Source organism: Mycolicibacillus trivialis (assembly GCF_002102395.1).
GTDB classification, from domain to species: domain Bacteria; phylum Actinomycetota; class Actinomycetes; order Mycobacteriales; family Mycobacteriaceae; genus Mycobacterium; species Mycobacterium triviale.
In genome coordinates, this window is record NZ_LQPZ01000044.1 from 1 (window position 1) to 25,513 (window position 25,513).

Consider the following 25,513-nt stretch of genomic DNA (forward strand, 5'->3'; position numbering starts at 1 on the left):
CCCGGCGGCCCACCGCGGCCAGCTGACGCACGTTGCCGTGGTCGAACGCGCGCAGGAACGACCCCAACGTCGAGGGAGCGCGGATCCCGCCGAAGGTGGCCGGGATCGCACCGTGGCGCAGCAGGTCCATCCCCTCGATGTCATCGGCGCCGGCGACCATCCCCGCGATCAACGACCCGATCTTGAGCCCCGCGTTCGCGCCCACCTCGGCGTTCACCCGAACATGGCGGGCAGCAAGCCTTTCCAGACCGACCAGCTCGGCCAACCGCATCGCCGGCACCAGTCCCGCGTGCGACATGAGATTCGGGTCATCAAAACGTGCGTGAGTCTTGCCCGCGGCATGCAACAATTGCACTTGAGAGGTGCCCTTTCTACCAGGACGATCGAAGTGTCAGCAACTCCGATTTTCCCAGGTCAAAGGGCACTTCTGTTGTTACAACACACACTCGGCAACCATTCCATCGATGGATTCAGGCTGAGGGCGTCGTCAGCGAGTACCCGGTCATAGAAGTTCGGGACCACGGTTTCGAGCGTCTCGTGGCCGCCGACGCGGTCATACAGTGTGCTCATCTGGCCATTGGACACCGGGGATGATTCCGTCGGATTAGGGCGAAGTTACGTCGCGGTTTCGCTCGACCGCCCCGATTAACGGCGCGGGTGCCACCACTGCGGCCGATAACGCGCCCGGTCGGTCTGTTCGGCCCCCAAGGCGGCCGGTGCCGCCTAAACTGCCACCCCGACGGCGCCGAGCGGATCGGCCCACCGTATACAAGGAAGCAGCCATCTCGGCGGACCGGCGCGAGGCCGGTGTGACCATGCGGGAAAGGAAGCCCATGCCCGGAGTTCAGGATCGAGTCATCGTTGTCACCGGCGCCGGTGGCGGGTTGGGCCGCGACTACGCCCTGACCCTGGCCAAGGAGGGTGCCAGCGTCGTGGTCAACGACCTCGGCGGGGCACGCGACGGCACGGGCGCGGGGCACAACATGGCCGACGAGGTGGTGGCCGAGATCAAGGCGGCCGGCGGGCGCGCCGTGGCCAACTACGACAGCGTCGCCGATGCCGACGGTGCCGCCAACATCATCAAGACCGCCGTCGACGAGTTCGGCAAGGTCGACGGGGTGGTGTCCAATGCGGGCATCCTGCGCGACGGCACCTTCCACAAGATGACCTTCGAGAACTGGGACGCCGTGCTCAAGGTGCACCTCTACGGCGGCTATAACGTGGTGCGGGCCGCCTGGCCGCACTTCCGCGAGCAGGGCTTCGGCCGGGTCGTCGTCGCCACCTCCACCTCCGGGCTGTTCGGCAACTTCGGGCAGGCCAACTACGGCGCCGCGAAGCTGGGCCTGGTCGGCATGATCAACACGCTGGCCCAGGAGGGCGCCAAGTACAACATCAAGACCAACGCGATCGCGCCGATCGCGGCCACCCGGATGACCCAGGACATCCTGCCGCCGGAGGTCTTCGAGAAGCTGACCCCGGAGTTCGTGGCTCCGGTGGTGGCCTACCTGTGCACCGAGGAGGTGCCCGACACCGCCTCGGTGTTCATCGTCGGCGGCGGCAAGGTGCAGCGGGTCGCGCTGTTCCAGAACGAGGGCACCACGTTCACCGACCCGCCCACGGTCGACGACGTGGCCGGCGCGTGGGCCACCATCACCGACCTCTCGGAGCCGCAGCGGGCGGCGTTCTCGCTGTAGCGGATTTGCGGTAGGGCTGGGGGAGCGGCGCCGGGGTTTCCGGCGCCGCTCCTTCGTTCGCGGGCTGGCGTGCCGGGTTCGCGCCCGCTCGCGGCTCCTTGGCGGCGAGATGGAAACTGTGCAGGCCGGCGTCGGCGTGTCGCCTGCATGATTTCTATCTCGCGGGATCAGAAGGGGATCAGGCCGCTCAGGTCGCCGATGATGGCCTGCGCGGCATCCGCGATCACCAGGAACTCGAAGCCGCCGGCCATGGTGGCCAGGCCGGCCGCGCCGGCGAGGGGCAAGCCGACGGCGTTGAGCAGGTCACCGTCGAGCAGGTGATCGAGCGACAGCTGGAACAGATAGGCGGGCATGGAGGTCACCACCGCGTTGGCGATGTCCGCGGTCGGCAGCAGGGCGGCGTAGGCCGACGATGCGGCACCGGAAAGACCGTTGACCACATTGGGGATGAAGTCGGTGAGGCTGTCCAGCGGTGAGGCGGCGGCCGCGCCGGCGGTTCCGTTTCCGAGGAGGGCCAGCGGGTTCAGATCGGCGAGCGACAGGTTGCCCAGGCTGCCGACGAAGTTCTCCAGCCCCTCCTTGGTTCCGTTGAACAGCTGACCGGGCAGCTGCTCGAAGGCGCTCCACTGCGGGAAGAGCCCGAACGGGGTGGCGACGTCGGCGTAGGTGGTGTCGGCGAAGGGGTTGTCGTAGCCGAGGTCGATGAGAACCTTCAGATCGGGTTGCAGCAACTCGGCGATCGGGTTGCCCACCAGCGGGATCGAGCGGACCGGGGTCAGTAGCGGCAGGTCTTCGGTGGGGAGCATGAAATAATTGGTGACGCCGCCATCGGCGTAATAGCCCGGCGACACTGGCAATTGGACGAAGTCCGCCCCAACCGCCTCCGGGTAACCGCCGTGCACGTAGTAGATCCCGGCGAAGGCGTTGAGATCGGCCAGCACGTTCAGCGGGTACTTGGGGAAGTCGGCGAAACCGTCGTACTGGATCGTGTAGATGTCGGTGGGGTAGATGGTGTCCGCCGGGGTGGCACCGTAGAAGTTCAAGCCCATGCTCGGGATGTTCAGCCCGGCGAAGCGGCTCAGTAGCCCGCCGTTGGGGTTCATCGGATTGCCGAGCAGCACGAAGTTGAGCTGATCGGAGGTCGGCGCGCCGCTGGACATGGCGGCCAGCTTCTCCATCTCGAGGGAGGCGATCACCGAACTCTGCGAATAGCCCAGCACCCCAAGCGCGCCGTTGGAGCCGACGGGTCCGTTGTCCGCGAGATCGGTGACGATCTGGTTGTCCAGGATCGTGACGCCGCGATCCACGGACGTGGTCAGCGGCAGGTCCTTGATCCCGGTCATCGGGTACAGCCCTTCGGGAGTGACCAGGCCATCGACGTTGCAGCCATCGTCACACGGGGTGATCGGGGTCTGGAGGCTGGGGAACTTGCCGGCGAGGTAATGGTCGAAGACCAGCTGCATGTACTGGCCGTCTTTGCCCAGCCACGGGATCGGCGTCCCGCTGCCGGCCATCACCTCCGCGTAACTGACGGCGGGATTCGGGATGGCGACATCCCCGTCCGCCGCCAACAACACCTCGGCGCTGACCACCGGCAGCGCGGCCACCGCCGGCCCCGATGTCACCGCCGAGACCACGACCAGGGCTAATGCCCCGAACAACGCCAGCAGCAGCGCTCCCAGCGAACGGATCCGGTTGACCAACATCGCGACCTCCCGACGGCGGGTGGATTGCTAGCTGGGAGCAGGCGACCACTCCTGCCCGGAAATGTACGCCGAAGATGAGGAAATGCTCGTTAGTTCTGAGGTGAAACTAGAAAATTCTCAGGTGAGCCTACCCGAGCAAGGCAGCTCGCAGCCGGTCCACGTCGGCCGGATCGACCCGCGCGGCTCGCAAAAACCCCGCGACCGAGCCGAACTCGGCGTCGATGGTGTGATACGCCGCGCCCAGGTACTCGTCGCGCACACCGAGCACCTCGTCGGTGAGGCGGGCCTCGGTGAAGGTCTGCACCTCCGGGGTCACCTCGCCGGTCTCCTCGGCGCGCTGCCGCACCGCCGCAAGGATCTCGTCGCGCAGCGCCGGCACGGCGGCATTGCTCTGCAGGTAATCGCCGACGATGGCGTCCCGGTCCACCCCGATCGCCGCCAGCGTCACCGCCACGGTGAAACCGGTGCGGTCCTTGCCTGCGAAGCAGTGCGCCAGCACCGTCTGCCCGGACCCGAGCAGGGTGATCACGGTACGTACCGCCCGCTGCGCCCCGCCCAGCAGCGGGAAGCGTCGGTACTCCTCGATCATGTAGCGGCGGGCGGCGGCCTCGACCGGCTCGTCGTCGGGCTTGCGGGCCATCATCTCCTGCCACGCCTGCTCGTGCGGCGCCTCGCCGTCGGTGGCGCCCAGGTCGGGGAACGGCAGCAGGTGGACGTCGACGCCGTCCGGGACCCGGCCGGGGCCGCGGCGCTCCACCTCCCGAGGTGAGCGCAGGTCGGCGACGTCGGTGACCGCCAGCCGGCTCAGTTCGGCGCGCCCGCTGTCGGCCAGCTGGCTCAGCTCCCCGGACCGCAGCAGCCGCCCGGGCCGCAGCCCGGCCACGGTGTCGGCGACATCGCGGAAGTTCCAGGTCCCGTCCACCCGGCGCAGCGCCTCGGGCATGTCAGGCCCGCACCGCCGCCGCGGCCAGCGGGTCGGGCTCCCGGCCGATCTCGGCGCGTGCGATCGACCGCATGTGCACCTCGTCGGGGCCGTCGAAGATCCGCATCGCGCGATGCCAGCCGTACAGCCGGGCGAGCGGGAAGTCGTCGCTGACGCCGGCCGCGCCGTGGATCTGGATCGCGCGGTCGAGCACGTTGCAGGCCATCTGCGGTGCCACCGCCTTGATCTGGGCGACCAGGTGGCGGGCCTCCTTGTTGCCGTGCTGGTCGATGGTCCAGGCCGCCTTCTCGCACAGCAGTCGGGCCTGGTCGATCTCGTTGCGGGAGGTGGCGATCTGCTGTTGGACGACGCCCTGTTCGGCCAGCGGCTTGCCGAACGCCACCCGGGTGCGGGCCCGTTCGGCCATCAGCGCCAACGCCCGCTCGGCGGCGCCGATGGCCCGCATGCAGTGGTGGATACGGCCCGGGCCCAGCCGGGCCTGCGCGATCGCGAAGCCGGAGCCCTCCTCGCCGAGCAGGTTGGCGACCGGCACCCGGACGTCGTTGTACTCGATCTCGCAGTGGCCGTGTTGGTCCTGCCAGCCGAACACCGGGGTGGACCGCACGATGTTGACCCCGGGGGTGTCCACCGGAACCAGGATCATCGACTGCTGCTGGTGTGGGGCGGCGTCGGGGTCGGTGCGGCCCATCACGATCAGGATGGTGCAGCGCGGATCCGCCGCGCCGGTGGTCCACCACTTACGGCCGTTGATCACGTAGTGGTCCCCGTCGCGCAGCATCGTCGTCTCGATGTTGCGAGCGTCGCTGGAGGCCACCGCCGGCTCGGTCATCGAGAACGCGCTGCGGATCTCCCCGTCCAGCAGCGGCTGCAGCCACTGCGCCCGCTGGTCCTCGGTGGCGAACAGGTGCAGGGTCTCCATGTTGCCGGTGTCCGGGGCGGCGCAGTTGAGCGCCTCCGGCGCCAGATCCAGGCTCCAGCCGGACAGTTCGGCCAGCGGCGCGTACTCCAGGTTGGTCAGCCCGGACACCGCCGGCAGGAAAAGGTTCCACAACCCGGCGGCCTTGGCCTTCTGCTTCAGCTCCTCGACGACCGGTGGCACGGTGTGGTCGCCCGGCCCAGCCTGCGCCCGGTATTCGGTGTAGGCGCCCTCGGCGGGGAAGACGTGTTCGACCATGAAGTCGGAGAGCCGCTGGTGATATTCGGCACCTCGGGCCGACATCGTGAAGTCCATGACCGAAACGATAGGCCACCGCCCGGGACAGCCGCCCACCTACCGGTTGGTCAGTCCGCGGGCGATGACCAGGCGCTGGATCTGGTTGGTGCCCTCGAAGATCTGGGTGACCTTGGCCTCCCGCATGAACCGCTCAGCCCGATAGTCGCGGGTGTAGCCCACCCCGCCGAGCACCTGCACCGCGTCGGTGGTCACCCGCATCGCCGCGTCGGTGGCGGTCAGCTTGGCGACGCTGGCGTGCTGCGAGTACGGCCGGCCGGCGTCGCGGCGCCGCGCGGCGTCGAGGTAGGTGGCGCGCGCTCCGGCCACCGCGGCGGCCATGTCGGCCAGCAGGAACCCCAGGCCCTGATGGTCGATGATCGTGCGGCCGAACGCGGTGCGGGTGTGGGCGTAGTCCACCGCGACGTCCAGCGCAGCCTGGGCGATCCCGACCGCCACCGCCGCAATCCCCAGCCGGCCGGAGTCCAGCGCGGAGAACGCGATCGACAGGCCTTGGCCCTCCGCGCCGATCAGTCGGTCGGCGTCGAGGCGGGCGTCGTCGTAGAAGGCGGCAGTGGTCGGCACCCCGGCCAGCCCCATCTTGTCCTCCGGCGCGCCGAAGCTCAGCCCGGGCAGATCGCCGGGCACCAGGAAGCACGAGATGCCCCGCGATCCCTCCCCGGTGCGGGCGAACAGGGTGTAGTGGTCGGCGACCCCGCCGTGGGTGATCCAGGCCTTCTCGCCGTTGAGCAGGTAGCCGTCGCCGGTGCGGGTCGCGCGGCAGCGCAGCGCGGCGGCGTCGGAGCCGGCCCCGGCCTCGGACAGGCTGTAGGCGCCGATCCGTTCCCCGGAGACCATCGCAGGCAGCCACCGCCGGCGCTGCTCGTCGGTGCCGAACTCGATCAGCGGGTGACACGACAGGCTCTGCACGCTCACCGCGACCGCCACCGCCGCCCACCGGGCCGCCAGTTCTTCGAGCACCTGCAGGTAGACCTCGTAGGGCTGGCCACCGCCGCCCCACTCCTCGGGCAGCGGCACGCTGAGCAACCCGGCGGCCGCCAACTGGGCGAAAAGGCCCTCCGGGTAGGTCTCGGCCTTCTCATGGTCGTCCACGATCGGATCGAGCAGCTTGTCGGCGATTTCGCGGGTCAGCGCGAGCAGCTCTTCGGCCTCCGGGGTAGGCAGCAACCGATCGACCGTCATGTGTTCCGACTGTAGTCGCGCGGGCAGTACGGATTCCCAGCATCGTCCCAGCACCAGTTAGGGTGTTCGGGCACGCGGTCGTCCCGTGGCGGCCTGGAAGCAACGGAAAGTAGACACACGCGCCATGACAGATACGCAGACTGCGACCCTCACGGTCGGGGTGGTCGCCGAGTCCGGGGCCGACGAACGTCGGGTCGCGCTGGTACCCAAGGCGGTGTCGTCGCTGGTCAAATCCGGGCTGGGCGTCGTGGTCGAGTCCGGGGCCGGTGAGCGGGCACTCCTGCCCGACGAGCTGTACACCGAGGTCGGCGCCACCATCGGCGACGCCTGGGCGGCCGACGTCGTGGTCAAGGTCGCCCCGCCGACCACCGAGGAGGTCGCCAAGCTGCACAAGGGCCAGACCCTGATCGGCTTCCTGGCCCCGCGCAGCGAGAACAACCAGATCGCGGCCCTCCAATCCGCCGGAGTGCAGGCGTTCGCGCTGGAGGCGATCCCGCGCATCTCCCGCGCCCAGGTGATGGACGCGCTGTCCAGCCAGGGCAACGTCTCCGGCTACAAGGCGGTGCTGGTCGCCGCGATGGAATCCACCCGCTTCTTCCCGATGCTGACCACCGCGGCGGGCACGGTGAAACCCGCCACCGTGCTGGTCCTGGGCGTCGGCGTCGCCGGCCTGCAGGCGCTGGCCACCGCCAAACGCCTCGGCGGGCGCACCACCGGCTACGACGTGCGGCCCGAAGTGGCCGATCAGGTCCGCTCGGTCGGCGCCCAGTGGCTGGACCTGGGCATCGACGCCGCCGGTGAGGGCGGCTACGCCCGCGAACTCACCGACGAGGAGCGCGCCGCCCAGCAGCAGAAGCTCGAGGAGGCCATCACCGGCTTCGACGTGGTGATCACCACCGCGCTGGTGCCCGGCCGGCCGGCCCCGAAGCTGGTCACCGCCGCCGCGGTGGAGGGCATGCGCCCCGGCAGCGTGGTCGTCGACCTGGCCGGTGAGACCGGCGGCAACTGCGAGCTCACCGAGCCCGGCGAGACCGTCGTCAAACACGACGTCACCATCGCCTCCCCGCTGAACTTGCCGGCCACCATGCCCGAGCACGCCAGCGAGCTGTACAGCAAGAACATCACCGCGCTGCTGGACCTGATGGTCGTGGACGGCGCATTGGCCCCCGACTTCGACGACCAGGTGCTCGCGGACTCCTGCGTCACCCGAGAGGACTCCTAGATGTACGACGAACTACTCGCGAACATCGCGATCCTGGTGCTGTCCGGGTTCGTCGGCTTCGCGGTCATCTCCAAGGTGCCCAACACCTTGCACACCCCGCTGATGTCGGGCACCAACGCCATCCACGGCATCGTGGTGCTCGGCGCGCTGGTGGTGCTCGGCCGGGTGGAGAACCCCAACCTCGCCCAGCAGATCATCCTGTTCGTCGCGGTGGTGTTCGGCACGCTGAACGTCATCGGCGGGTTCATCGTCACCGACCGGATGCTGGGGATGTTCAAATCCAAGAAACCGGCCGGCACCGACGCTGGGGATGCGGGGGTCACCCGATGAGCTATCTGGTCACGATCCTCTACATCATCTCGTTCTCGCTGTTCATCTACGGTCTGATGGGCCTGACCGGGCCCAAGACCGCGGTGCGCGGCAACCAGATCGCCGCCGTCGGTATGGCGCTGGCGGTCGGTACGACGCTGCTGCTGGTCCAGCACAACTGGCTGCTGATCATCGCCGGGCTGATCGTCGGTGTCGCGCTGGGTGTGCCGCCGGCGAGGTTCACCAAGATGACCGCGATGCCGCAGCTGGTGGCGTTCTTCAACGGCGTCGGCGGTGGCACCGTCGCACTCATCGCCCTCAGCGAGTTCATCGAAACCGAGGGCTTCACCGTGTTCGGCCACGACAGCGGGCCGACAGTGCACATCATGGTGGCGTCGCTGCTGGCCGCCATTATCGGGTCGATCTCGTTCTGGGGCTCGGTGATCGCCTTCGCCAAGTTGCAGGAACTCATCGACGGCAAACCGATCGGGGTCGGTAAGGCCCAGCAGCCGCTGAACATGCTGCTGCTGCTCGGCTCGATCGCGATCGCCGCCTACATCGGGATCGGCGCCGCCGGCGACGGACTCAGCGTGTGGTGGATGGTCGGGCTGCTGGCCGTCTCGGCGGTGCTGGGCCTGATGGTGGTGCTGCCGATCGGTGGCGCCGACATGCCGGTGGTCATCGCGCTGCTCAACGCCCTGACCGGGCTGTCGGCCGCCGCCGCCGGGCTGGCGCTGAACAACACCGCGATGATCGCGGCCGGCATGATCGTCGGTGCCTCCGGATCGATCCTGACCAACCTGATGGCCAAGGCGATGAACCGCTCCATCCCGGCGATCGTGGCCGGCGGCTTCGGTGGCGGCGGGACCGCCGCCGGTGGCGGCGACGACGGTGACAAGCACGTCACCTCCACCTCGGCCGCCGACGCGGCGATCCAGATGGCCTACGCCAACCAGGTGATCGTCGTGCCCGGCTACGGGCTGGCGGTCGCGCAGGCGCAGCACGCGGTCAAGGACATGGCCAGCCTGCTGGAGGCCAAGGGGGTGGCGGTCAAGTTCGCCATCCACCCGGTGGCCGGCCGGATGCCCGGGCACATGAACGTGCTGCTCGCCGAGGCCGAGGTGGACTACGACTCGATGAAGGACATGGACGACATCAACGACGAGTTCGCTCGCACCGATGTGGCCATCGTCATCGGCGCCAACGACGTCACCAACCCGGCCGCCCGGGACGACGCCTCCAGCCCGATCTACGGGATGCCGGTGCTCAACGTCGACCAGGCCAAGAGCGTCATCGTGCTGAAGCGGTCAATGAACTCCGGGTTCGCCGGGATCGACAACCCATTGTTCTACGGCGAGGGCACCAGCCTGCTGTTCGGCGACGCCAAGAAGTCGGTGTCGGAAGTGATCGAGGAGCTCAAGGAGCTCTAAAGCGCGGTAGGGTCCCGCCGGCGACACGGCCGGCGGGGCTCACACCGGCGGGTAGGCGGGCGGCGGGTAGCCGCCGCCTGGGCCGCTGATGCCGCGCAGCCCCCAGGCGAACCAGCCCATGAAGTACTCGACTTCGTCGGATGCGTCGTAGTCGGGATCGGGGTCCATGGGTCCCACCTCCTGTGCGGCTGTTCTCACCCAGTCTAACGGGGTGCACCAGACCCGTACGGCAAACCCCCGGCGTGACCTAAACTGTCCAACCAGTTGATTGACTCCCGGGCCGCAGGCCCGGACCGCCGATAGCGAGGACCATGCCCGCCGACAGCCGCACCAGCAACGGGCCGACCCGCCGCGACGAACTGCTCGCGGTGGCCACCAAATTGTTCGCGGCCCGCGGCTATCACGGCACCCGGATGGATGACGTCGCCGACGCGATCGGGCTGAACAAGGCCACCGTCTACCACTACTACGCCAGCAAATCGCTGATCCTCTACGACATCTATCAGCAGGCGGCCGAGCGCACCCTGGCCGCCGTGCACGACGATCCGAGTTGGACCGCCCGCGAGGCGCTCTACCAGTACACGGTGCGACTGCTCACCCAGATCGCCGCCAACCCGGAGGGTGCGGCGGTGTACTTCCAGGAGCAGCCCTACATCACCGAGTGGTTCACCGAGGAACAGGTCGCCGAGGTCCGGGAGCAGGAGGTCCGGGTTTACGAGCACGTGCACGGCCTGCTCGACCGCGGGATCGCCAGCGGCGAGTTCTACCCGTGCGACTCCCACGTGCTGGCGCTGGGCTACATCGGCATGACCCTGAGCGCCTACCGCTGGATGCGGCCCAGCGGCCGGCGCAGCGCCCAGGAGATCGCCGCGGAGTTCAGCACCGCGCTGCTGCGCGGGCTGATCCGGGACGCCACAATCCGCGACGAATCGCCGCTGGGTGTGCCGACCGAATCCGAAAGGGTGTCATGACCGATCTGTTCCGCCTCGACGGCAAGGTCGCCCTGGTCACCGGCGGTGGACGCGGGATCGGCCTGATGATCGCCCGCGGCCTGCTGCAGGCCGGGGCCCGGGTGTATCTGGCCAGCCGCAAACAGGCCGACTTGGATGTCGCGGTCGCTGAGCTGTCGGCGTACGGGCCGGTCGACGCGATCGCCGCGGACCTGGGCACGGCGGCCGGGGTGGCGACGCTGACCGACGAACTGGGCCGCCGCGAGGCGGCGCTGCACGTACTGGTCAACAACGCCGGCGCCACCTGGGGGGCGCCGCTGGGCGAGTTCCCCGAGGCAGGCATCGACAAGGTACTCGACGTCAACGTCAAAGGCGTATTGCTGCTCACCCAGGCGCTGCTGCCGTTGCTGCGCGCCGAGGCCACCGCCGCGGACCCGGCCCGGGTGATCAACACCGGCAGCATCAACGGGCTGCGCGCCCCGGCCAAGGGTATGAACAACTTCTCCTACAGCGCCAGCAAGGCCGCCGTCCACATGCTGACCCGGCATCTGGCCGGCGAACTGGCCCCGGAGATCCTGGTCAACGCGATCGCGCCGGGATTCTTTCCGTCGAAGATGACCAAACACCTGCTGACCGACGGGCCGGACCGGGTGGCCGCCGGCGTGCCGCTGGGCCGCATCGGCAGCCCCGACGACATGGCCGGGGTGACGGTGTTCCTGGCCAGCCGCGCCAGCAGCTACATCACCGGCGCGGTGATCCCGGTCGACGGCGGCGTGAGCACCGCCGACTAGCGCCGCAGGTGCTTGTCCAAAAACGCGATCTGGTCGACGACGGCCCGCTCGAAGGCCTCCCCGACGTAGATGTCGAAGTGGCCCTCGCGGTACAGCTTGACCTCCCCGCGCGGCGCCCGCGCCGCGTAGCGGCAGGTCGGACCGGCCGGAGCCACCGAATCGGTGGTGCACACGCAGAACAGGATGGGGCAGGGCACCTTCGCGGCCAGCCGACCCGGCCGGTACAGCGGCAGTTGCAGGGCGAACCGGGCGGCCACCGCGTTGGGGATCGCCGCGCCGTCGGGCATCAACGCTGAATAGCCGGGGTAGGAGTCCGGGGTCGTCATCAACGCGACCTCGCCGGGGTGCCCGGCGGCCGGCACCGTCACCGGGGGGCGGCCCCGGGCCGCGGCCAGCAGGTCGCGGGTGGCCAGCGCGGAGATGCGGGCCAGGTTGCGCGGGGAGATCACCCTCGAGGAGGCGATTCCGTCGGTGAACGGGCACTGCGCGACCACCGCGGCGATCCCGGCGGTCCGTGCGGCGGTGGCGATGACGTGTCCACCGCCGAACGAGGTGCCCCACAGCGCGATCCGCTGATGGTCGACGCCGGCCAGGGTGCGGACGTAGCCGATCGCTGCGCTCCAGTCGGCCAGCTGCCTCCCGATGTCGAGCAGCTGGCGGGGTTCGCCTTCGCTGTCACCGAAGTTGCGGTAGTCGAAGACCAGGCAGGCGTACCCGGCCGCGGCGAACCGCTCGGCGTAGGCGTCCAGCCGCATCGTGCGCACCGCCCCGAGGCCGTGAGCCATGATCACCAGCGGCGCGTCGCCCGCCGCGTCCGGTCGATACAGCCAGGCGCTGATCAGTTCCGCGCCGGAGGGGAACCGCACGTCGTCGCGTTGGGCCATGGCGACACTCCTCGATAGACCGGGTGGCGCCTGAGTCTACGGGGCGGCCGTGGCCCCGGCTTTGAGATGCTGGTCGAGGAACGCGATCTGGTCGGTGACGGCCCGCTCGAATCCCTCGTCGACGTAGATGTCGAAATGCCCTTCCGGGTAGTTCTTGATCGTGGCGTTGGGCGCCTGGGCGGCGTACTTGGCGGTGACGGAAGCCGGCGCCACCGAATCTGCTTCGCAGATGCAGAACAGGATGGGGCACTGCACCTTTGACGCCAGCCGTCCGGGACGGTAGGTGAGGATCTGGATTGCCAGCCGCGCGGCGACCTCGTTGCGCACGTCGAGGCCGTCGGGGATCACCTTCAGGTAGGCGTCGTAGGCGTCCGGGGCGTTGATCATCGCCACCTGGTCGGGATAGCCCGCGGTGGCCACCAGGATCGGCGGTTTGCGCAGCAGCGCGTTGACCACATCGCGGATGGCCAGCACCGACACCGGCGCGATGGTGCGCCAGCTGACGGTGCGCGCCGACGCGATCCCGTCGGTGAAGGGACACTGCGAGATCACCGCGGCGACACCGGGAACCCGTGCCGCGGTGGCGATCACGTGCCCACCGCTGAACGAGGTGCCCCACAGTGCGATCCGGTCGTGGTCGATGCCCGGCAGGGTGTGGGCGTAGGCGACGGCCGCCGCCCAGTCCGCCAGCTGCATGTTGATGTCGAGCAGCTGGCGGGGCTGCCCGCCGCTGTCGCCGAGGTTGCGGTAGTCGAAGACCAGGCAGGCGTAGCCGGCCGCGGCGAACCGCTCGGCATAGACGTCCAGGCGCATCGCCTTCACCCCGCCGAGCCCGTGGGCCAATATCAGCAGCGGCGTGTCCCCGCTGGTTTCCGGCCGGTACAGCCAGGCTTCGATCGTGTCGTTGCCGGAACGGAACTGCACATCCTCACGGACGGCCATCGGGCGGGCTCCTAACGTGTGGTGGCCCCGGAGTCTACGGACCCTGTTCCGGGCTCAAGGTCCGGGGAAGGTGATCAGCTGGCGCAGCGCAGTGCCGTCGACGAGCCGGTCCATAGCGATGTTGATGTCGGCCAACTGGATCGTGTCGGAGACCAGCTGCTCCACGGGCAGCCGGCCCGACCGCCACATCTCGACGAACCGGGGGATGTCGCGGGCCGGTATCGCCGAACCCAGGTAGCTGCCGATCAACGATCGGCCTTCGGCGACGAATCCCAACGGCGCCACGCTGATCCGGGCGTCCGGGGCGGGCAGGCCGACGGTGATGGTGCGCCCGCCCGGGCCGGTGAGCCCGATCGCGGTCTCCAGTGCGGCCGGGTGTCCGGCGGCCTCGATCACGATCGGTGCCGTGACTCCGGCATCGGCGGCCTGTTCGGGGGAGTAGGCCCCGGATGCGCCGAGCCGGGTGGCCGTTGCCCGCTTCTCGGCGGCCGGGTCGACCGCGATCACCTGCACCCCGTCGTGGGCCAAGGCGGTGAGCACCGCCGCCAGCCCAACCCCGCCGAGTCCGACCACCGCCACGGTGTCGCCGGGGCCGGGCCGGCCCACGTTGAGCACCGCTCCGCCGCCGGTGAGCACCGCGCACCCCAACAGCGCGGCGACCGGCGCGGGCACGTCGTCATCGACCTGCACCACGCTGGCTGCGGCGACGACGGCGTGGTCGGCGAACCCGGAGACCCCCAGGTGGTGGCGGACCGGGCCGCGCTCGTCGGCGAGCCGGATCGCACCGGACAGCAGTGTCCCCGCGGCGTTGGCGGCACTGCCCGGCTCGCAGGGGACCAGCCCGTCGGAGCCGCAACCGGCGCAGTGCCCGCAGCGCGGCAGGAACGTCATCACCACCCGCCGGCCGAGCGGCAGATCCACCCCGGACCCGACCGCCTCGACGATGCCGGCCGCCTCGTGACCCAGCAGCATCGGCACCGGGCGCACCCGGTTGCCGTCGACCACCGACAGGTCCGAATGGCACACGCCGGCGGCCTCGATCCGCACCAGCAGCTCACCGGGGCCGGGCGGCGCCAACTGCAACTCGCGGATTCGCAGCGGGCGGGACTCGGCGTAGGGGCGGGGCAGACCGATCCCGTCGAGCACCGCGCCGCGGATGGCAACCATGGTGGAATACAACCATGACCGACCGTGGCGCCCCGCCGTCCGTGCCGGCCGCCCCCGAGGGCCTGTCCAGCGCCGATTTCCCGGTGCACTGGCCGGTGGGCACCCGATGGGCCGACAACGACATGTTCGGCCACCTCAACAACGCGGCCTACTACCAGCTGTTCGACACCGCTATCAACGCCTGGATCAACACCACCGCGGGCGTCGACTCGCTGGCGATCCCGGAGCTCGGGGTGGTCGCCGAGTCGGGGTGTCGCTACTTCGCCGAACTGGCGTTCCCGGATCCGCTGGTGGTCGGTGTGGCCGTGACCCGGCTGGGCCGATCCAGCGTCACCTACCGGCTCGCGGTGTTCCGCGCCGGAGCGGGCGATGTCCCGGTGGCCGCGCTGGGCCACTGGGTGCACGTCTACGTCGACCGGTCAACCCGGCGCGCGGTGCCGATCCCCGAATCCATCCGGGCGCTGCTGGCAACGGCTGTCGTGTGACCGCGGTTACGGCGCCGATATGCTCTGCCCATGCCGCTCGTGAGCAAGACCGTGGAGGTCGCCGCCGACGCCGCTCTGATCATGGGGATCGTCGCCGACTTCGAGGCCTACCCGCAGTGGAACGAGGAGGTCAAAGGCGTCTGGATCCTGGCCCGCTACGACGACGGCCGGCCCAGTCAGCTGCGGCTGGACACCTCGGTCTCCGGGTTCGATGGAACCTACATCCAGGCGGTGTACTACCCGGGCCACAACCAGATCCAGACCGTCATGCAGCAGGGCGACCTGTTCACCAAACAGGAGCAGCTGTTCTCGGTGGTGGAGATGGGCCCGGCCAGCCTGCTGACTGTGGACCTCGACGTCGAGACCGAGATGACCGTGCCGCAGATGATGGTCAAGAAACTGGTCAACAACGCCCTGGACCATCTGGCCGACAGCCTCAAACAGCGCGCCGAGCAGTTGGCGCAACCGTGAGAAGGGAACCTCCACGTTGACCGCAATCGGCACCGAACAGCACATCCCGGGCGCGCCGCACACCGACCTCGGCGAACAGCCCTACCTGGCGCGGCGCCAGCACTGGATCACCCAGCTGGAGCGGCACGCGCTGATGCAGCCGGGCGCGCCGGCGCTGCGGTTCCAGGGTGAGACCACCACCTGGGGGCAGCTACACGACCGGGTCAGCGCCCTGGCCGACGCGCTGCACCGGCGCGGCGTGCGGTACGGCGACCGGGTGGTGGTGCTGATGCTCAACCGCACCGAATTCGTCGAGGCGTTGCTGGCCGCCAACAAGCTCGGCGCGATCGCGGTGCCGGTCAACTTCCGGCTCGCCCCGCCGGAGCTGGCCTTCCTGCTGGACGACTGTGCCGCCCGGGTGCTGTTGACCGAGCCCGCGTTGGCGCCGGTCGCCGTCGCCGCCCGGGATATCGCCCCGGTGCTGGAGACCATCGTGGTCGCGGATGCGCCAAGCGCGGACGGCCTGATCGGCTACGACGACCTGATCGGCGAGGCCGGTGAACCGCACCCGCAGGTGGACGTCTCCAGCGACGCGCCCGCGCTGATCATGTACACCTCCGGCACCACCGGCCGGCCCAAGGGTGCGGTGCTGACCCACACCAACCTCTACGGCCAGGCGATGACCGGCATCTACACCAACGGCGCGGGCGTCGACGACGTCGGCTTCATCGGGGTGCCGTTCTTCCACATCGCCGGGGTCGGCAACCTGCTGCCCGGCATGGTGCTGGGCACCCCCACGGTCATCCACCCGCTCGGCGCGTTCAACCCGGGCGACCTGCTCGACGTCCTGGCCGCCGAGGGTGTCACCGGCATCTTTCTGGTGCCCGCCCAGTGGCAGGCGGTCTGCGCCGAACAGCAGGCCAACCCGCGCGCACTGCGACTGCGGGCGCTGTCCTGGGGCGCCTCCCCGGCCTCGGACACCCTGCTGCGGCAGATGGCCGAGACCTTCCCCGACGCGCAGATCCTCGCCGCCTTCGGTCAGACCGAGATGTCGCCGGTGACCTGCATGCTGCTCGGCGAGGACGCGCTGCGGAAACTCGGCTCGGTAGGCAAGGTCATCCCGACCGTCGCCGCCCGGGTGGTCGACGAGAACATGAACGACGTCCCCGTCGGAGAGGTCGGGGAGATCGTCTACCGGGCGCCGACCCTGATGAGCGGCTACTGGAACAACCCGGAGGCCACCGCCGAGGCGTTCGCCGGCGGCTGGTTCCACTCCGGCGACCTGGTGCGCCTCGACGACGAGGGCTACGTCTGGGTGGTGGACCGCAAGAAGGACATGATCATCTCCGGCGGGGAGAACATCTACTGCGCCGAGGTGGAGAATGCGCTGGCGGCTCACCCGGCGATCGCCGAGGTCGCGGTCATCGGCCGTGCCCACGACAAGTGGGGCGAGATCCCGGTCGCGGTCGCCGCGCTCACCGGCGGCGAACTCGCGCTGGCGGAACTCGAGGAGTTCCTCGCCGACCGGCTGGCCCGCTACAAGCATCCGAAGGCGCTGGAGGTCATCGAAGCGCTGCCCCGCAACCCGTCGGGCAAGGTGCTCAAGACCGAGTTGCGGGAGCGCTTCGGCAAGGGCCCGACGTCGCCCGCGGCCACCTGAGGTTTCGCGTCACCACGACGCGAAACGCACCCCGCGGTTGTCGCGCTGAGCCAAACAATGTTGTCGCCCCGATCCAATATCCGCGGGGGTGCCGATCGGGTACAGTCCTGTGAGCTTGGTTACCGCTGGTGACCGTGTGGTTAGCGGTCACAACACGAGGGAAGGAGGACGCGGTGTCCACCACGGTCTTCCTCCCAGATCCGCCGGGATCGCGCTCGTGACCGCCACGACGGGGCGGCCCGACGGCCTGATGACCGCGGTCCGCGACCGGTTGGACGGCCCGCTCACCCTGGTGGGCGGCTTCTTCCGGATGTGTGTTCTCACCGCCAAAGCGCTGTTCGTCCCGCCGTTCCAGTGGCGCGAGTTCATCCTGATGTGCTGGTTCGTGATGCGGGTGGCGATCCTGCCGACCATCGCGGTGTCGATCCCGCTGACCGTGCTGCTGATTTTCACCCTCAACATCCTGCTGGGCCAGGTCGGCGCCTCCGACATCTCCGGGGCGGGCGCGGCGATCGGTGCGGTCACCCAGCTCGGTCCGCTGACCACCGTGCTGGTGGTCGCCGGTGCGGCCTCCACCGCGATCTGTGCCGACCTCGGCGCCCGCACCATCCGCGAGGAGATCGACGCGATGGAGGTGCTGGGCATCGACCCGATCCACCGCCTGGTCGTGCCCCGCGTGCTGGCCGCCACCCTGATCGCCACCCTGCTCAACGGCCTGGTGATCGTGGTCGGCCTGGTCGGTGGCTACATCTTCGGTGTCTACATGCAGAACGTCTCCGGCGGCGGCTATCTGGCGTCGCTGACGCTGATCACCGGGTTGCCGGAGGTCGTCATCGCGACGCTCAAGGCGGCGGTGTTCGGGCTGATCGCCGGACTGGTCGGCTGCTACCGGGGACTGACCGTCAGCGGCGGCTCCAAGGGCCTGGGCACCGCGGTCAACGAGACCGTGGTGCTCTGCGTGGTGGCGCTGTACGCGGTCAACGTCGTGCTGACCACCATCGGCGTCCGGTTCGGGACGGGGACCTGAGATGGCCACCAACCTCGCCGTACTGCGCACCCGCTTCCCGCGGGCCGCGGAGAACATCCGCCGCTACCCGGGGGCGATCGGCCGGGCGGTGGACCGCATCGGCGCGCTGGCCTGGTTCATGGTGGTCAGCTTCGGCGGGATCGGCTGGGCGTTGCGCCGCTACCGGCGGGAGACGCTGCGGCTGATCGCCGAGATCGGGATGGGGGCCGGCGCGATGGCGGTCGTCGGCGGCACCGTCGCGATCGTCGCGTTCGTGACCCTGGCCGGCAGCTCGCTGGTGGCCATCCAGGGCTTCGCCTCGCTGGGCTACATCGGCATCGACGTGTTCACCGGCTTTTTCGCCGCGCTGATCAACGTGCGCCTGGCCGCCCCGGTGGTCACCGGCATCGCGCTGGCCGCCACCGTCGGCGCCGGCGCCACCGCTGAGCTCGGGGCCATGCGGATCTCCGAGGAGATCGACGCCCTGGAGGTGATGGGCATCAAGTCCATCGCCTATCTGACCTCCACCCGGGTGCTGGCCGGGCTGGTGGTGATCGTGCCGCTGTACACGATGGCGATGCTGATGTCGTTCGTCTCCCCGCAGCTGGTCACCACGGCGCTCTACGGGCAGGCGTCGGGCACCTACGAGCACTACTTCCGGACCTTCCTGCGGCCCGACGACGTGTTCTGGTCCTTCGCCCAGATCATCATCGTGGCCGCCGTGGTCATGGTCACCCACTGCTACTACGGGTACACCGCCAGCGGCGGCCCGGTCGGGGTGGGCGAGGCGGTCGGCCGCTCCATGCGGTTCTCGCTGGTCTCGGTGCAGGTCGTCGTCCTGTTGTTCGCGTTGGCGCTCTACGGCACCAACCCCAACTTCAACCTGACGATGTGACGCCATGACCACCCACGCACCGTTGAACAAGCCCCGCGTCCCGCCCTACAAGTGGTCGGCGGTGATCTTCCTGGCGATCCTGGCGCTGATCGTCGGGCTGGTGTACCTGCAGTTCCGCGGGTCGTTCACCCCCAAGACCCAGCTGACCATGCTGGCCGCGCGAGCCGGGCTGGTGATGGATCCGGGTGCACCGGTGACCTACAACGGGGTGCAGATCGGCAAGGTCGCCGACATCTCCGAGACCCAGCAGGCCGACGGGCAGCCCGGGGCGAAGTTCCTGCTCGAGGTGCACCCCAAATACGTCAAGCTGATCCCGGAGAACGTCCGCGCGGACATCATGGCGACCACCGTGTTCGGCAACAAGTACGTGTCGCTGACCGCGCCGAAGGACGAGAAGCCCAGCGCCCGGCCGATCACGTCGGACCATGTGATCGACGCGGTGTCGGTGACCACCGAGATCAACACCGTGTTCGAGACGATCATGGACATCTCCGAGCAGATCGACCCGGTGAAGCTGAACCTGACGCTGAGCGCGGCCGCCGAGGCGCTCGCCGGGCTCGGCGACAAGTTCGGGGCGTCGCTGGTCAACGCCAACGACATCCTCGACGACCTGAACCCGCGGATGCCGCAGTTCCGCCACGACATGCAGGCGCTGGCCGCCACCGCCGACGTGTACGCCGACGCCTCCCCGGACCTGTGGGACGCGCTGGACAACGCCCTGACCACGGTCGGCACCCTGCGCGAGTACGAAAGCGACGTGGACGAGGCGCTGCTCTCGGCGGTCGGGTTCGGCAACACCGGCGAGGACATCGTCAACCGGGGCGGCCCCTACCTGGTGCGCGGCCTGGAGGACCTGGTGGTCACGGCGAAACTGCTGGACACCTACAGCCCGGAGTTCTTCTGCACGCTGCGTAACTTCCACGACGTGGCACCCAAGGTCAACGCCACCTTCGGCGGGCACAACGGCTACTCGCTGCGCACCTCCACCACGATCATCGGCGCGCCCAACCCCTACATCTACCCCGACAACCTGCCCCGGCTCAACGCGCGCGGCGGCCCGGGCGGGGCACCGGGCTGCTGGCAGCCGATCACCAAAGACCTGTGGCCGGCCCCGACCCTGGTGGTCGACTCCGGTGCCAGCATCGCCCCCTACAACCACTTCGAACTCGGCCAGCCGATGTTCACCGAGTACGTGTGGGGCCGCCAGTACGGGGAGAACACGATCAACCCATGAAAATCACCGGTACCGCTGTTCGTCTCGCCGCCGTGGGCATCGTGCTGCTGGTGTTCACCGCGATGATCATCGTCGTGTTCGGGCAGGTGCGCTTCGACCGCACCCAGCGCTACTCCGCGGAGTTCACCAGCGTCAGCGGGCTGCGCAACGGGCAGTTCGTCCGCGCGAACGGGGTGGAGATCGGCAAGGTCAAAAAGATCCACCTCACCGACGGCGGCAAACGCGTGGTGGTCGACTTCGACATCGAACGCTCGGTGCCGCTGTACGAGTCGTCGACCGCGGTGATCCGCTACGACGACCTGATCGGCAACCGCTACCTGGAGCTCCAGCGCGGCGACGGCGAGGGCGCCGAGCGCACGCTGCCGCCCGGCGGGGTGATCCCGGCGTCGCGCACCAAGCCCGCACTGGACCTCGACGCGCTCATCGGCGGGTTCAAACCGCTGCTGAAGGCGCTGGACAAGGACAAGGTCAACACCATCGCGAGCTCGATCGTCACGGTGTTCCAGGGTCAGGGCGGCACCATCAACCAGATCCTCGACCAGACCGCGCAGCTCACCGAGCATCTCGCCGAGCGGGACCAGGCGATCGGTGAGGTCATCAAGAACCTCAACACGGTGCTGGACACCACGGTGCGCCACCAGAAGGAGTTCGACCAGACCATCAACGACTTCGAGGTGCTGATCACCGGGCTGGAGAGCCAGGCCGATCCGCTGGCCGAGGGCACCGCGCACATCAGCAACGCCGCCGGCACCCTGGCCGGCCTGCTGGCCGACAACCGGCCGGCGCTGCAGACCGACCTGGGCTACCTGGACACCGTCGTCAGCCCGCTGGTCGACCAGCGGGACCGGTTCGACAAGCAGATCCGCGACTTCCCGGAGAACCTGAACCTGATCGGCCGGTCCGGCGGTATCTACGGGGACTTCTTCAACTTCTACCTGTGCGACATCTCGCTGAAGCTCAACGGGCTGCAGCCCGGCGGGCCGGTCCGCACCGTCCGGCTCACCCAGCAACCGTCGGGTAGGTGCACGCCGCAATGAGAACCCTCGAACCCCCCAACCGGTCCCGGCTGGGCCTGATCGGGATCATCGTCACGATCCTGGTCGTCGGCGTCGGCCAGAGCATCACCACGGTGCCGATGCTGCTGGCCCAGCCCACCTACTACGGGCAGTTCAAGGACACCGGTGGGCTCAACACCGGGGACAAGGTGCGCATCGCCGGGTTCGACGTCGGCAAGGTGCAGGGCATCGACATCGACGGCGACCACGTGGTGATGAAGTTCTCGGTGGGCCGCAACGCCATCGGCACCGAGAGCCGGCTGCGGATCCGCACCGACACCATCCTGGGCAAGAAGGTACTGGAGGTGGAACCGCACGGCGCCGCCAAACTGCGGCCCAACCAGTCGCTGCCGCTGTCCCAGAGCACCACGCCGTACCAGATCTACAGCGCGTTCGAGGACCTCACCAAGGACGCCGCCGGCTGGGACATCAGCACGGTGAAGGACTCGCTGCGGGTGCTTGCCGACACCGTCGACGAGACCTACCCGCATTTGAGCGCCGCGCTGGACGGGGTGGCCGACTTCTCCGACACCATCGGCAAGCGCGACGATCAGATCACCCACCTGCTGGCGCAGGCCAACAAGGTCGCCGCCGTGCTCGGCGACCGCAGTGAGCAGATCAACGACCTGCTGGTGCACGCCCAGACGCTGCTGGCCGCGTTCAACCAGCGCGGCCGGGCCATCGACAACCTGCTGTCCAACGTCTCGGCCGTCTCCGCGCAGGTGCAGGGGTTCATCGACGACAACCCCAACCTCAACCACCTGCTGGAGCAGCTGCGGGTGCTCACCGACCTGCTCAACGAGCGCCGCGACGACATCGCGCAGTCCTTCATCAACGCCGCGAAGTTCATCGGTGCGCTCAACGAGGCCATCGCCTCCGGCCCGTACTTCAAGGTGATGATCGTCAACCTGCTGCCGTACCAGATCCTGCAGCCGTTCGTCGACGCCGCATTCAAGAAGCGCGGCATCGACCCGGAGAACTTCTGGCGCGGCGCAGGCCTGCCCGAGTTCCGCTGGCCCGACCCCAACGGCACCCGGTTCCCCAACGGGGCGCCGCCGCCGGCGCCGGAAGTGCTCGAGGGCACCCCGGACCACCCGGGGCCGGCCGTCCCGCCCGGATCGCCGTGCTCCTACACCCCGACCGCGGACGCGTTGCCGCGCCCCGGCAACCCGCTGCCGTGCGCCAACCTGGCCCAGGGCCCCTACGGCCCGGTGCCGGGCGGATTCGGGCCGCCGGACGTGCTGAACCTGCCGGCCAACCCGAAGGGCCCGCCGCCGGGGCCGGGCATGCCGATCGCCGGGGTGCCGGGCCAGCCGCCGCCGAACGTGCCCGGCACGCCGGTGCCGCTGCCCGACGCGCCGCCGGGGGCGCGCACCGAGCCGGTCGGTCCGGTCGCCGGGCCGTACCCGCCGCCGGCGGTCCCGCCCGCGCCGGTGCAGGCGCCGCCCGCCCCGCCGGGGCCCGGGCCGCAGTTGCCCGCACCGTTCATCACACCGGACGGGACGGGGGGTAGCAGCCAGTGAGCCACACCGTGAGCACGCAGCGGCGCTGGCCGCGGGTGCTGGCCGTCACCATCACGGTCCTCGCGCTCGTCGCCGGCTTCGTCGGCCTGCAGCTGTACCGCAAGCTGACCTCGAACACCGTCGTCGCCTACTTCACCGCCACCAACGCGCTCTACGCCGGCGACATCGTCCAGATCATGGGTGTGCCGGTGGGCTCGATCGACAAGATCGAACCGGCCGGCGACCAGATGAAGGTCACCTTCCACTACGCCAACAAGTACAAGGTGCCCGAGGACGCCTCGGCGGTCATCCTCAACCCGACGCTGGTGGCCTCCCGCGTCATCCAGCTCGCCCCGGCCTACACCGGCGGGCCGACCCTGGGCGACGGCGCGGTGATCCCCGTCGAACGCACCCAGGTCCCGGTCGAATGGGACGACCTGCGTAAAGAGGTCACCAACCTGGTCGAGGAGCTGGGCCCGCAGGAGGGCAAGCCCGACGACATGGGTCCGGTCGGCGACGTCATCGACTCGCTGGCCGACGGCCTGGCCGGCAAGGGCCAGCAGATCAACAAGACCCTGACCAACCTGTCGACGGCGTTGACCGCGCTCAACGAGGGCCGCGGCGACTTCTTCGCGGTGGTGCGCAGCCTGGCGCTGTTCGTCAACGCGCTGCACCAGAGCGACCAGCAGTTCGTCGCGCTCAACAACAACCTGGCGCAGTTCACCACCAACCTGAGCAACTCCGACCGGGAGCTGGCCGACGCCATCGAGCAGGTCGACCGGCTGCTGCCGACCCTGCGCGGCTTCCTCGACGAGAACACCGAGGTGCTCACCCACGACGTACAGAACCTCTACAACGTGACCACCACCCTGGTGCAGCCGGAACCGCTGGACGGGTTCGAGACCAGCCTGCACGTCTACCCGTCGCTGCAGGGCAACCTCAACGGCATCTACCACCCGGTCAACGGCGCGATCGTGCAGGTCCCGGTGGTCACCAACTTCGCCAACCCGATGGCGTTCATCTGCAGCGCCATCCAGGCCGGCAGCCGGCTGGGTTACCAGGAGTCGGCCGAACTGTGCGCTCAGTACCTGGGCCCGATCCTGGACGCGATGAAGTTCAACTTCCCGCCGTTCGGGATGAACCTGTTCTCCTCGGCGGCGACGCTGCCGAAGATGGTCGCCTACTCCGAGGAGCGGCTGCGGCCCCCGCCCGGCTACAAGGACACCACCGTGCCCGGAATCTTCTCGCCGGACACCATCTGGTCGCACCGCAACAGCGAGCCAGGGTGGATCGTCGCGCCCGGCATGCAGGGCGTCGAGGTGCAGGGCTACACCGCTAACCTGCTGACCCCCGAGTCACTGGCCGAGCTGATGGGCGGACCCAACATCGAGCCGCCCACCGGCGGGCAGACCATGACCGGCCCGCCGAACGCCTACGACCAGCACAACCCGCTGCCGCCGCCGTGGTACCCGCAGCCCGGCCCGCTGCCGGCCCCCGGACCGGAGGTCACCCCGGGGATGCCACCGGCCCAGGTGCAGGTGCCCTCGCCGATGACCGGCATCGACCCCGGCGACGGGGTGCAGCGCGGCCCGCTACCCGGGGAGACGCCATGACGAGACGGGTGATGCGGATGCTGCGGCACCGGGTGTGGCAGGCGGTGGCGCTGCTGGCCGCGATGCTGATGCTCAGTTCCTGCGGCTGGCGCGGCATCGCCAACGTGCAGCTGCCCGGCGGGCCGGGCACCGGTCCGGGTACCTACACGGTGTACGTGCAGGTACCCGACACCCTGGCGCTCAACGGCAACAGCCGGGTGCTGGTCGCCGACGTCCACGTCGGCACCGTGCGCAAGATCGAGTTGAAGGACTGGGTCGCGACGTTGACCCTCGGGCTGGACAAGGACGTCGTCCTGCCGAAGAACGCCACCGCCAAGATCGGGCAGACCAGCCTGCTGGGGTCCCAGCACGTCGAGCTCGCGGCGCCGGCCGAACCGTCGGCGGACCGGCTCGGTGACGGCGACGTCATCAAGCTGGCGAACTCCTCGGCGTACCCGAACATGGAACGCACGCTGGCGAGCCTGGCGATGATCCTGCGCGGCGGCGGGGTGCCGAACCTGGAGGCGCTCTCCGACGAGCTGACCTACCTGCTGGACGGGCGCGCCGACGCGATCCACGACTTCCTCGGCAAGCTGGCCACCTTCACCGGCGAGCTCAACGACCAGCGTGAGGACATCACCCACGCCATCGACGCCACCGACCGGCTGCTCGGCTACGTCGCCGCCCGGGACGCCACCCTGGACCGGCTGCTGGTGGAGGTGCCGCCGCTGATCAAGCACTACGCCGAGAAACGGGAACTGTTCACCGACGCCGTCGAGGCGGTGGGCCGCTTCGCCGGGGTCGCCGACGAGACGCTCAGCGCCGCCCGAGGCCCGCTCGGTGAGGACCTGGAGGCGCTGAAGCGGCCGCTGAAGCAGCTCGGTCGTGGTGCGCCCTACCTCAGCGGCGCCCTGGACCTGATGGTGACCCTGCCGTTCGAGATCAACGGGGTGCCGATCGCGATCCGCGGCGACTACATCAACGTCTCGCTGATGGTCGACATGACGTTGAGCACGGTGGACAACGCGATCCTGTCCGGGACCGGGCTCTCGGGCATGCTGCGGGCGCTGGAGCAGTCCTGGGGCCGTGACCCGGCCACCATGCGCCCGGACGTGCGGTTCACCCCGAACCCGCTCAGCGCCGAGAACGGACCGCTCATCGAACGGGCGGAGGACTGACGATG

25 protein-coding genes and 1 pseudogene are annotated in these 25,513 nt (G+C 69.4%); 16 read left to right on the forward strand and 10 right to left on the reverse strand.

Annotation, left to right across the window (positions count from 1 at the left end):
* Window positions 1-355: pseudogene (locus AWC30_RS15185) on the reverse strand (IS1380 family transposase); the annotation flags it as partial.
* Between the two features lie 59 nt (window positions 356-414).
* Window positions 415-570: a globin domain-containing protein gene (locus tag AWC30_RS18335; protein WP_085111078.1), complete on the reverse strand. Its 156-nt coding sequence runs from the start codon at window positions 568-570 to the stop codon at window positions 415-417.
* Between the two features lie 263 nt (window positions 571-833).
* Between AWC30_RS18335 and AWC30_RS15195 the strand changes: the two genes are divergently transcribed.
* A complete protein-coding gene (locus AWC30_RS15195) occupies window positions 834-1,694 on the forward strand; it encodes an SDR family oxidoreductase (RefSeq protein WP_085111079.1) in 861 nt (286 codons plus the stop codon).
* A 167-nt stretch (window positions 1,695-1,861) separates the two neighbouring features.
* Here the strand turns inward: AWC30_RS15195 and AWC30_RS15200 are convergent, their stop codons facing one another.
* From AWC30_RS15200 to AWC30_RS15215, 4 genes are all read right to left on the reverse strand, one after another.
* Window positions 1,862-3,400, reverse strand: coding sequence for a PE-PPE domain-containing protein (locus AWC30_RS15200; RefSeq protein WP_109562091.1), 1,539 nt, complete (start codon window positions 3,398-3,400; stop codon window positions 1,862-1,864).
* A gap of 127 nt (window positions 3,401-3,527) precedes the next feature.
* Window positions 3,528-4,343 (reverse strand): tyrosine-protein phosphatase, encoded by an 816-nt coding sequence (locus tag AWC30_RS15205; RefSeq protein WP_085111080.1) that lies wholly within the window; start codon window positions 4,341-4,343, stop codon window positions 3,528-3,530.
* 1 nt (window position 4,344) lies between these two features.
* A complete protein-coding gene (locus AWC30_RS15210) occupies window positions 4,345-5,574 on the reverse strand; it encodes an acyl-CoA dehydrogenase family protein (protein WP_085111081.1) in 1,230 nt (409 codons plus the stop codon).
* Window positions 5,575-5,613: 39 nt separating this feature from the next.
* Window positions 5,614-6,756 (reverse strand): acyl-CoA dehydrogenase family protein, encoded by a 1,143-nt coding sequence (locus AWC30_RS15215; protein ID WP_085111082.1) that lies wholly within the window; start codon window positions 6,754-6,756, stop codon window positions 5,614-5,616.
* A gap of 124 nt (window positions 6,757-6,880) precedes the next feature.
* Here AWC30_RS15215 and AWC30_RS15220 point away from each other — a divergent pair, with 124 nt between their 5' ends.
* From AWC30_RS15220 to AWC30_RS15230, 3 genes are read left to right on the forward strand one after another with little or no spacing between them, the layout of a single operon-like run.
* A complete protein-coding gene (locus AWC30_RS15220) occupies window positions 6,881-7,978 on the forward strand; it encodes a Re/Si-specific NAD(P)(+) transhydrogenase subunit alpha (protein WP_085111083.1) in 1,098 nt (365 codons plus the stop codon).
* Window positions 7,979-8,308: an NAD(P) transhydrogenase subunit alpha part 2 gene (locus AWC30_RS15225; protein WP_085111084.1), complete on the forward strand. Its 330-nt coding sequence runs from the start codon at window positions 7,979-7,981 to the stop codon at window positions 8,306-8,308.
* A complete protein-coding gene (locus tag AWC30_RS15230; RefSeq protein ID WP_085111085.1) occupies window positions 8,305-9,717 on the forward strand; it encodes an NAD(P)(+) transhydrogenase (Re/Si-specific) subunit beta in 1,413 nt (470 codons plus the stop codon). The genes AWC30_RS15225 and AWC30_RS15230 overlap by 4 nt, the downstream gene beginning before the upstream one ends.
* A gap of 39 nt (window positions 9,718-9,756) precedes the next feature.
* Here the strand turns inward: AWC30_RS15230 and AWC30_RS18125 are convergent, their stop codons facing one another.
* Entirely contained in the window at window positions 9,757-9,885 is a 129-nt protein-coding gene (locus AWC30_RS18125) for a hypothetical protein (protein ID WP_109562092.1), read from the reverse strand.
* Between the two features lie 143 nt (window positions 9,886-10,028).
* On the opposite strand from AWC30_RS18125, the gene AWC30_RS15235 reads away from it, so the two are divergent.
* Window positions 10,029-10,688 (forward strand): TetR/AcrR family transcriptional regulator, encoded by a 660-nt coding sequence (locus AWC30_RS15235; RefSeq protein ID WP_085111086.1) that lies wholly within the window; start codon window positions 10,029-10,031, stop codon window positions 10,686-10,688.
* A complete protein-coding gene (locus AWC30_RS15240) occupies window positions 10,685-11,458 on the forward strand; it encodes an SDR family oxidoreductase (protein ID WP_085111087.1) in 774 nt (257 codons plus the stop codon). Before AWC30_RS15235 ends, AWC30_RS15240 begins: the two co-directional genes overlap by 4 nt.
* On the opposite strand, the gene AWC30_RS15245 is transcribed toward AWC30_RS15240, so the two are convergent.
* From AWC30_RS15245 to AWC30_RS15255, 3 genes are read right to left on the reverse strand one after another with little or no spacing between them, the layout of a single operon-like run.
* Window positions 11,455-12,342 (reverse strand): alpha/beta hydrolase, encoded by an 888-nt coding sequence (locus AWC30_RS15245; RefSeq protein ID WP_085111088.1) that lies wholly within the window; start codon window positions 12,340-12,342, stop codon window positions 11,455-11,457. The genes AWC30_RS15240 and AWC30_RS15245 overlap by 4 nt on opposite strands.
* A 36-nt stretch (window positions 12,343-12,378) precedes the next feature.
* Complete coding sequence (locus AWC30_RS15250; protein ID WP_085111089.1) at window positions 12,379-13,284, reverse strand: alpha/beta hydrolase; 906 nt, start codon at window positions 13,282-13,284, stop codon at window positions 12,379-12,381.
* A 54-nt stretch (window positions 13,285-13,338) separates the two neighbouring features.
* Window positions 13,339-14,451 carry an alcohol dehydrogenase catalytic domain-containing protein gene (locus AWC30_RS15255; RefSeq protein WP_085111210.1) on the reverse strand — a complete coding sequence of 371 codons (1,113 nt, stop codon included), beginning with the start codon at window positions 14,449-14,451 and terminating at the stop codon, window positions 13,339-13,341.
* 14 nt (window positions 14,452-14,465) lie between these two features.
* On the opposite strand from AWC30_RS15255, the gene AWC30_RS15260 reads away from it, so the two are divergent.
* From AWC30_RS15260 to AWC30_RS15305, 10 genes are all read left to right on the forward strand, one after another.
* Window positions 14,466-14,936, forward strand: coding sequence for an acyl-CoA thioesterase (locus AWC30_RS15260; protein WP_085111090.1), 471 nt, complete (start codon window positions 14,466-14,468; stop codon window positions 14,934-14,936).
* 30 nt (window positions 14,937-14,966) lie between these two features.
* Window positions 14,967-15,407 carry an SRPBCC family protein gene (locus AWC30_RS15265; RefSeq protein ID WP_085111091.1) on the forward strand — a complete coding sequence of 147 codons (441 nt, stop codon included), beginning with the start codon at window positions 14,967-14,969 and terminating at the stop codon, window positions 15,405-15,407.
* 16 nt (window positions 15,408-15,423) lie between these two features.
* Entirely contained in the window at window positions 15,424-17,046 is a 1,623-nt protein-coding gene (fadD5, locus tag AWC30_RS15270; RefSeq protein ID WP_272937754.1) for a fatty-acid--CoA ligase FadD5, read from the forward strand.
* Between the two features lie 250 nt (window positions 17,047-17,296).
* Window positions 17,297-18,073 (forward strand): MlaE family ABC transporter permease, encoded by a 777-nt coding sequence (locus tag AWC30_RS15275; protein ID WP_085111212.1) that lies wholly within the window; start codon window positions 17,297-17,299, stop codon window positions 18,071-18,073.
* Between the two features lies 1 nt (window position 18,074).
* The gene (locus AWC30_RS15280; RefSeq protein ID WP_085111092.1) at window positions 18,075-18,947 is read left to right on the forward strand and encodes an ABC transporter permease; all 873 of its coding nucleotides are present in this window, start codon (window positions 18,075-18,077) and stop codon (window positions 18,945-18,947) included.
* A 4-nt stretch (window positions 18,948-18,951) separates the two neighbouring features.
* Window positions 18,952-20,181, forward strand: coding sequence for an MCE family protein (locus AWC30_RS15285; RefSeq protein ID WP_085111093.1), 1,230 nt, complete (start codon window positions 18,952-18,954; stop codon window positions 20,179-20,181).
* Window positions 20,178-21,218, forward strand: coding sequence for a virulence factor Mce family protein (locus AWC30_RS15290; RefSeq protein WP_085111094.1), 1,041 nt, complete (start codon window positions 20,178-20,180; stop codon window positions 21,216-21,218). Before AWC30_RS15285 ends, AWC30_RS15290 begins: the two co-directional genes overlap by 4 nt.
* The gene (locus AWC30_RS15295; RefSeq protein WP_085111095.1) at window positions 21,215-22,759 is read left to right on the forward strand and encodes a virulence factor Mce family protein; all 1,545 of its coding nucleotides are present in this window, start codon (window positions 21,215-21,217) and stop codon (window positions 22,757-22,759) included. The genes AWC30_RS15290 and AWC30_RS15295 overlap by 4 nt, the downstream gene beginning before the upstream one ends.
* A gap of 8 nt (window positions 22,760-22,767) precedes the next feature.
* Window positions 22,768-24,351: a virulence factor Mce family protein gene (locus tag AWC30_RS15300; protein WP_234808115.1), complete on the forward strand. Its 1,584-nt coding sequence runs from the start codon at window positions 22,768-22,770 to the stop codon at window positions 24,349-24,351.
* 11 nt (window positions 24,352-24,362) lie between these two features.
* Window positions 24,363-25,508 carry an MCE family protein gene (locus AWC30_RS15305; RefSeq protein WP_085111097.1) on the forward strand — a complete coding sequence of 382 codons (1,146 nt, stop codon included), beginning with the start codon at window positions 24,363-24,365 and terminating at the stop codon, window positions 25,506-25,508.
* Window positions 25,509-25,513: the final 5 nt, after the last annotated feature.

What these genes read in the sequence shown, in the direction of transcription:
- AWC30_RS15195 (WP_085111079.1), top strand. Translation starts at nt 834, where the DNA reads ATGCCCGGAGTTCAGGATCGAGTCATCGTTGTCACCGGCGCCGGTGGC.
- AWC30_RS15295 (WP_085111095.1), top strand. Translation starts at nt 21,215, where the DNA reads ATGAGAACCCTCGAACCCCCCAACCGGTCCCGGCTGGGCCTGATCGGG.
- AWC30_RS15245 (WP_085111088.1), bottom strand. Translation starts at nt 12,342, where the DNA reads ATGGCCCAACGCGACGACGTGCGGTTCCCCTCCGGCGCGGAACTGATC.
- AWC30_RS18125 (WP_109562092.1), bottom strand. Translation starts at nt 9,885, where the DNA reads ATGGACCCCGATCCCGACTACGACGCATCCGACGAAGTCGAGTACTTC.
- AWC30_RS15240 (WP_085111087.1), top strand. Translation starts at nt 10,685, where the DNA reads ATGACCGATCTGTTCCGCCTCGACGGCAAGGTCGCCCTGGTCACCGGC.
- AWC30_RS15250 (WP_085111089.1), bottom strand. Translation starts at nt 13,284, where the DNA reads ATGGCCGTCCGTGAGGATGTGCAGTTCCGTTCCGGCAACGACACGATC.
- AWC30_RS15260 (WP_085111090.1), top strand. Translation starts at nt 14,466, where the DNA reads ATGACCGACCGTGGCGCCCCGCCGTCCGTGCCGGCCGCCCCCGAGGGC.
- AWC30_RS15225 (WP_085111084.1), top strand. Translation starts at nt 7,979, where the DNA reads ATGTACGACGAACTACTCGCGAACATCGCGATCCTGGTGCTGTCCGGG.
- AWC30_RS15235 (WP_085111086.1), top strand. Translation starts at nt 10,029, where the DNA reads ATGCCCGCCGACAGCCGCACCAGCAACGGGCCGACCCGCCGCGACGAA.
- AWC30_RS15275 (WP_085111212.1), top strand. Translation starts at nt 17,297, where the DNA reads ATGACCGCGGTCCGCGACCGGTTGGACGGCCCGCTCACCCTGGTGGGC.
- AWC30_RS15290 (WP_085111094.1), top strand. Translation starts at nt 20,178, where the DNA reads ATGAAAATCACCGGTACCGCTGTTCGTCTCGCCGCCGTGGGCATCGTG.
- AWC30_RS15265 (WP_085111091.1), top strand. Translation starts at nt 14,967, where the DNA reads ATGCCGCTCGTGAGCAAGACCGTGGAGGTCGCCGCCGACGCCGCTCTG.
- AWC30_RS18335 (WP_085111078.1), bottom strand. Translation starts at nt 570, where the DNA reads ATGAGCACACTGTATGACCGCGTCGGCGGCCACGAGACGCTCGAAACC.
- AWC30_RS15285 (WP_085111093.1), top strand. Translation starts at nt 18,952, where the DNA reads ATGACCACCCACGCACCGTTGAACAAGCCCCGCGTCCCGCCCTACAAG.
- AWC30_RS15305 (WP_085111097.1), top strand. Translation starts at nt 24,363, where the DNA reads ATGCGGATGCTGCGGCACCGGGTGTGGCAGGCGGTGGCGCTGCTGGCC.
- AWC30_RS15205 (WP_085111080.1), bottom strand. Translation starts at nt 4,343, where the DNA reads ATGCCCGAGGCGCTGCGCCGGGTGGACGGGACCTGGAACTTCCGCGAT.
- AWC30_RS15220 (WP_085111083.1), top strand. Translation starts at nt 6,881, where the DNA reads ATGACAGATACGCAGACTGCGACCCTCACGGTCGGGGTGGTCGCCGAG.
- AWC30_RS15280 (WP_085111092.1), top strand. Translation starts at nt 18,075, where the DNA reads ATGGCCACCAACCTCGCCGTACTGCGCACCCGCTTCCCGCGGGCCGCG.
- AWC30_RS15200 (WP_109562091.1), bottom strand. Translation starts at nt 3,400, where the DNA reads ATGTTGGTCAACCGGATCCGTTCGCTGGGAGCGCTGCTGCTGGCGTTG.
- AWC30_RS15210 (WP_085111081.1), bottom strand. Translation starts at nt 5,574, where the DNA reads ATGGACTTCACGATGTCGGCCCGAGGTGCCGAATATCACCAGCGGCTC.
- AWC30_RS15230 (WP_085111085.1), top strand. Translation starts at nt 8,305, where the DNA reads ATGAGCTATCTGGTCACGATCCTCTACATCATCTCGTTCTCGCTGTTC.
- AWC30_RS15215 (WP_085111082.1), bottom strand. Translation starts at nt 6,756, where the DNA reads ATGACGGTCGATCGGTTGCTGCCTACCCCGGAGGCCGAAGAGCTGCTC.
- AWC30_RS15255 (WP_085111210.1), bottom strand. Translation starts at nt 14,451, where the DNA reads ATGGTTGCCATCCGCGGCGCGGTGCTCGACGGGATCGGTCTGCCCCGC.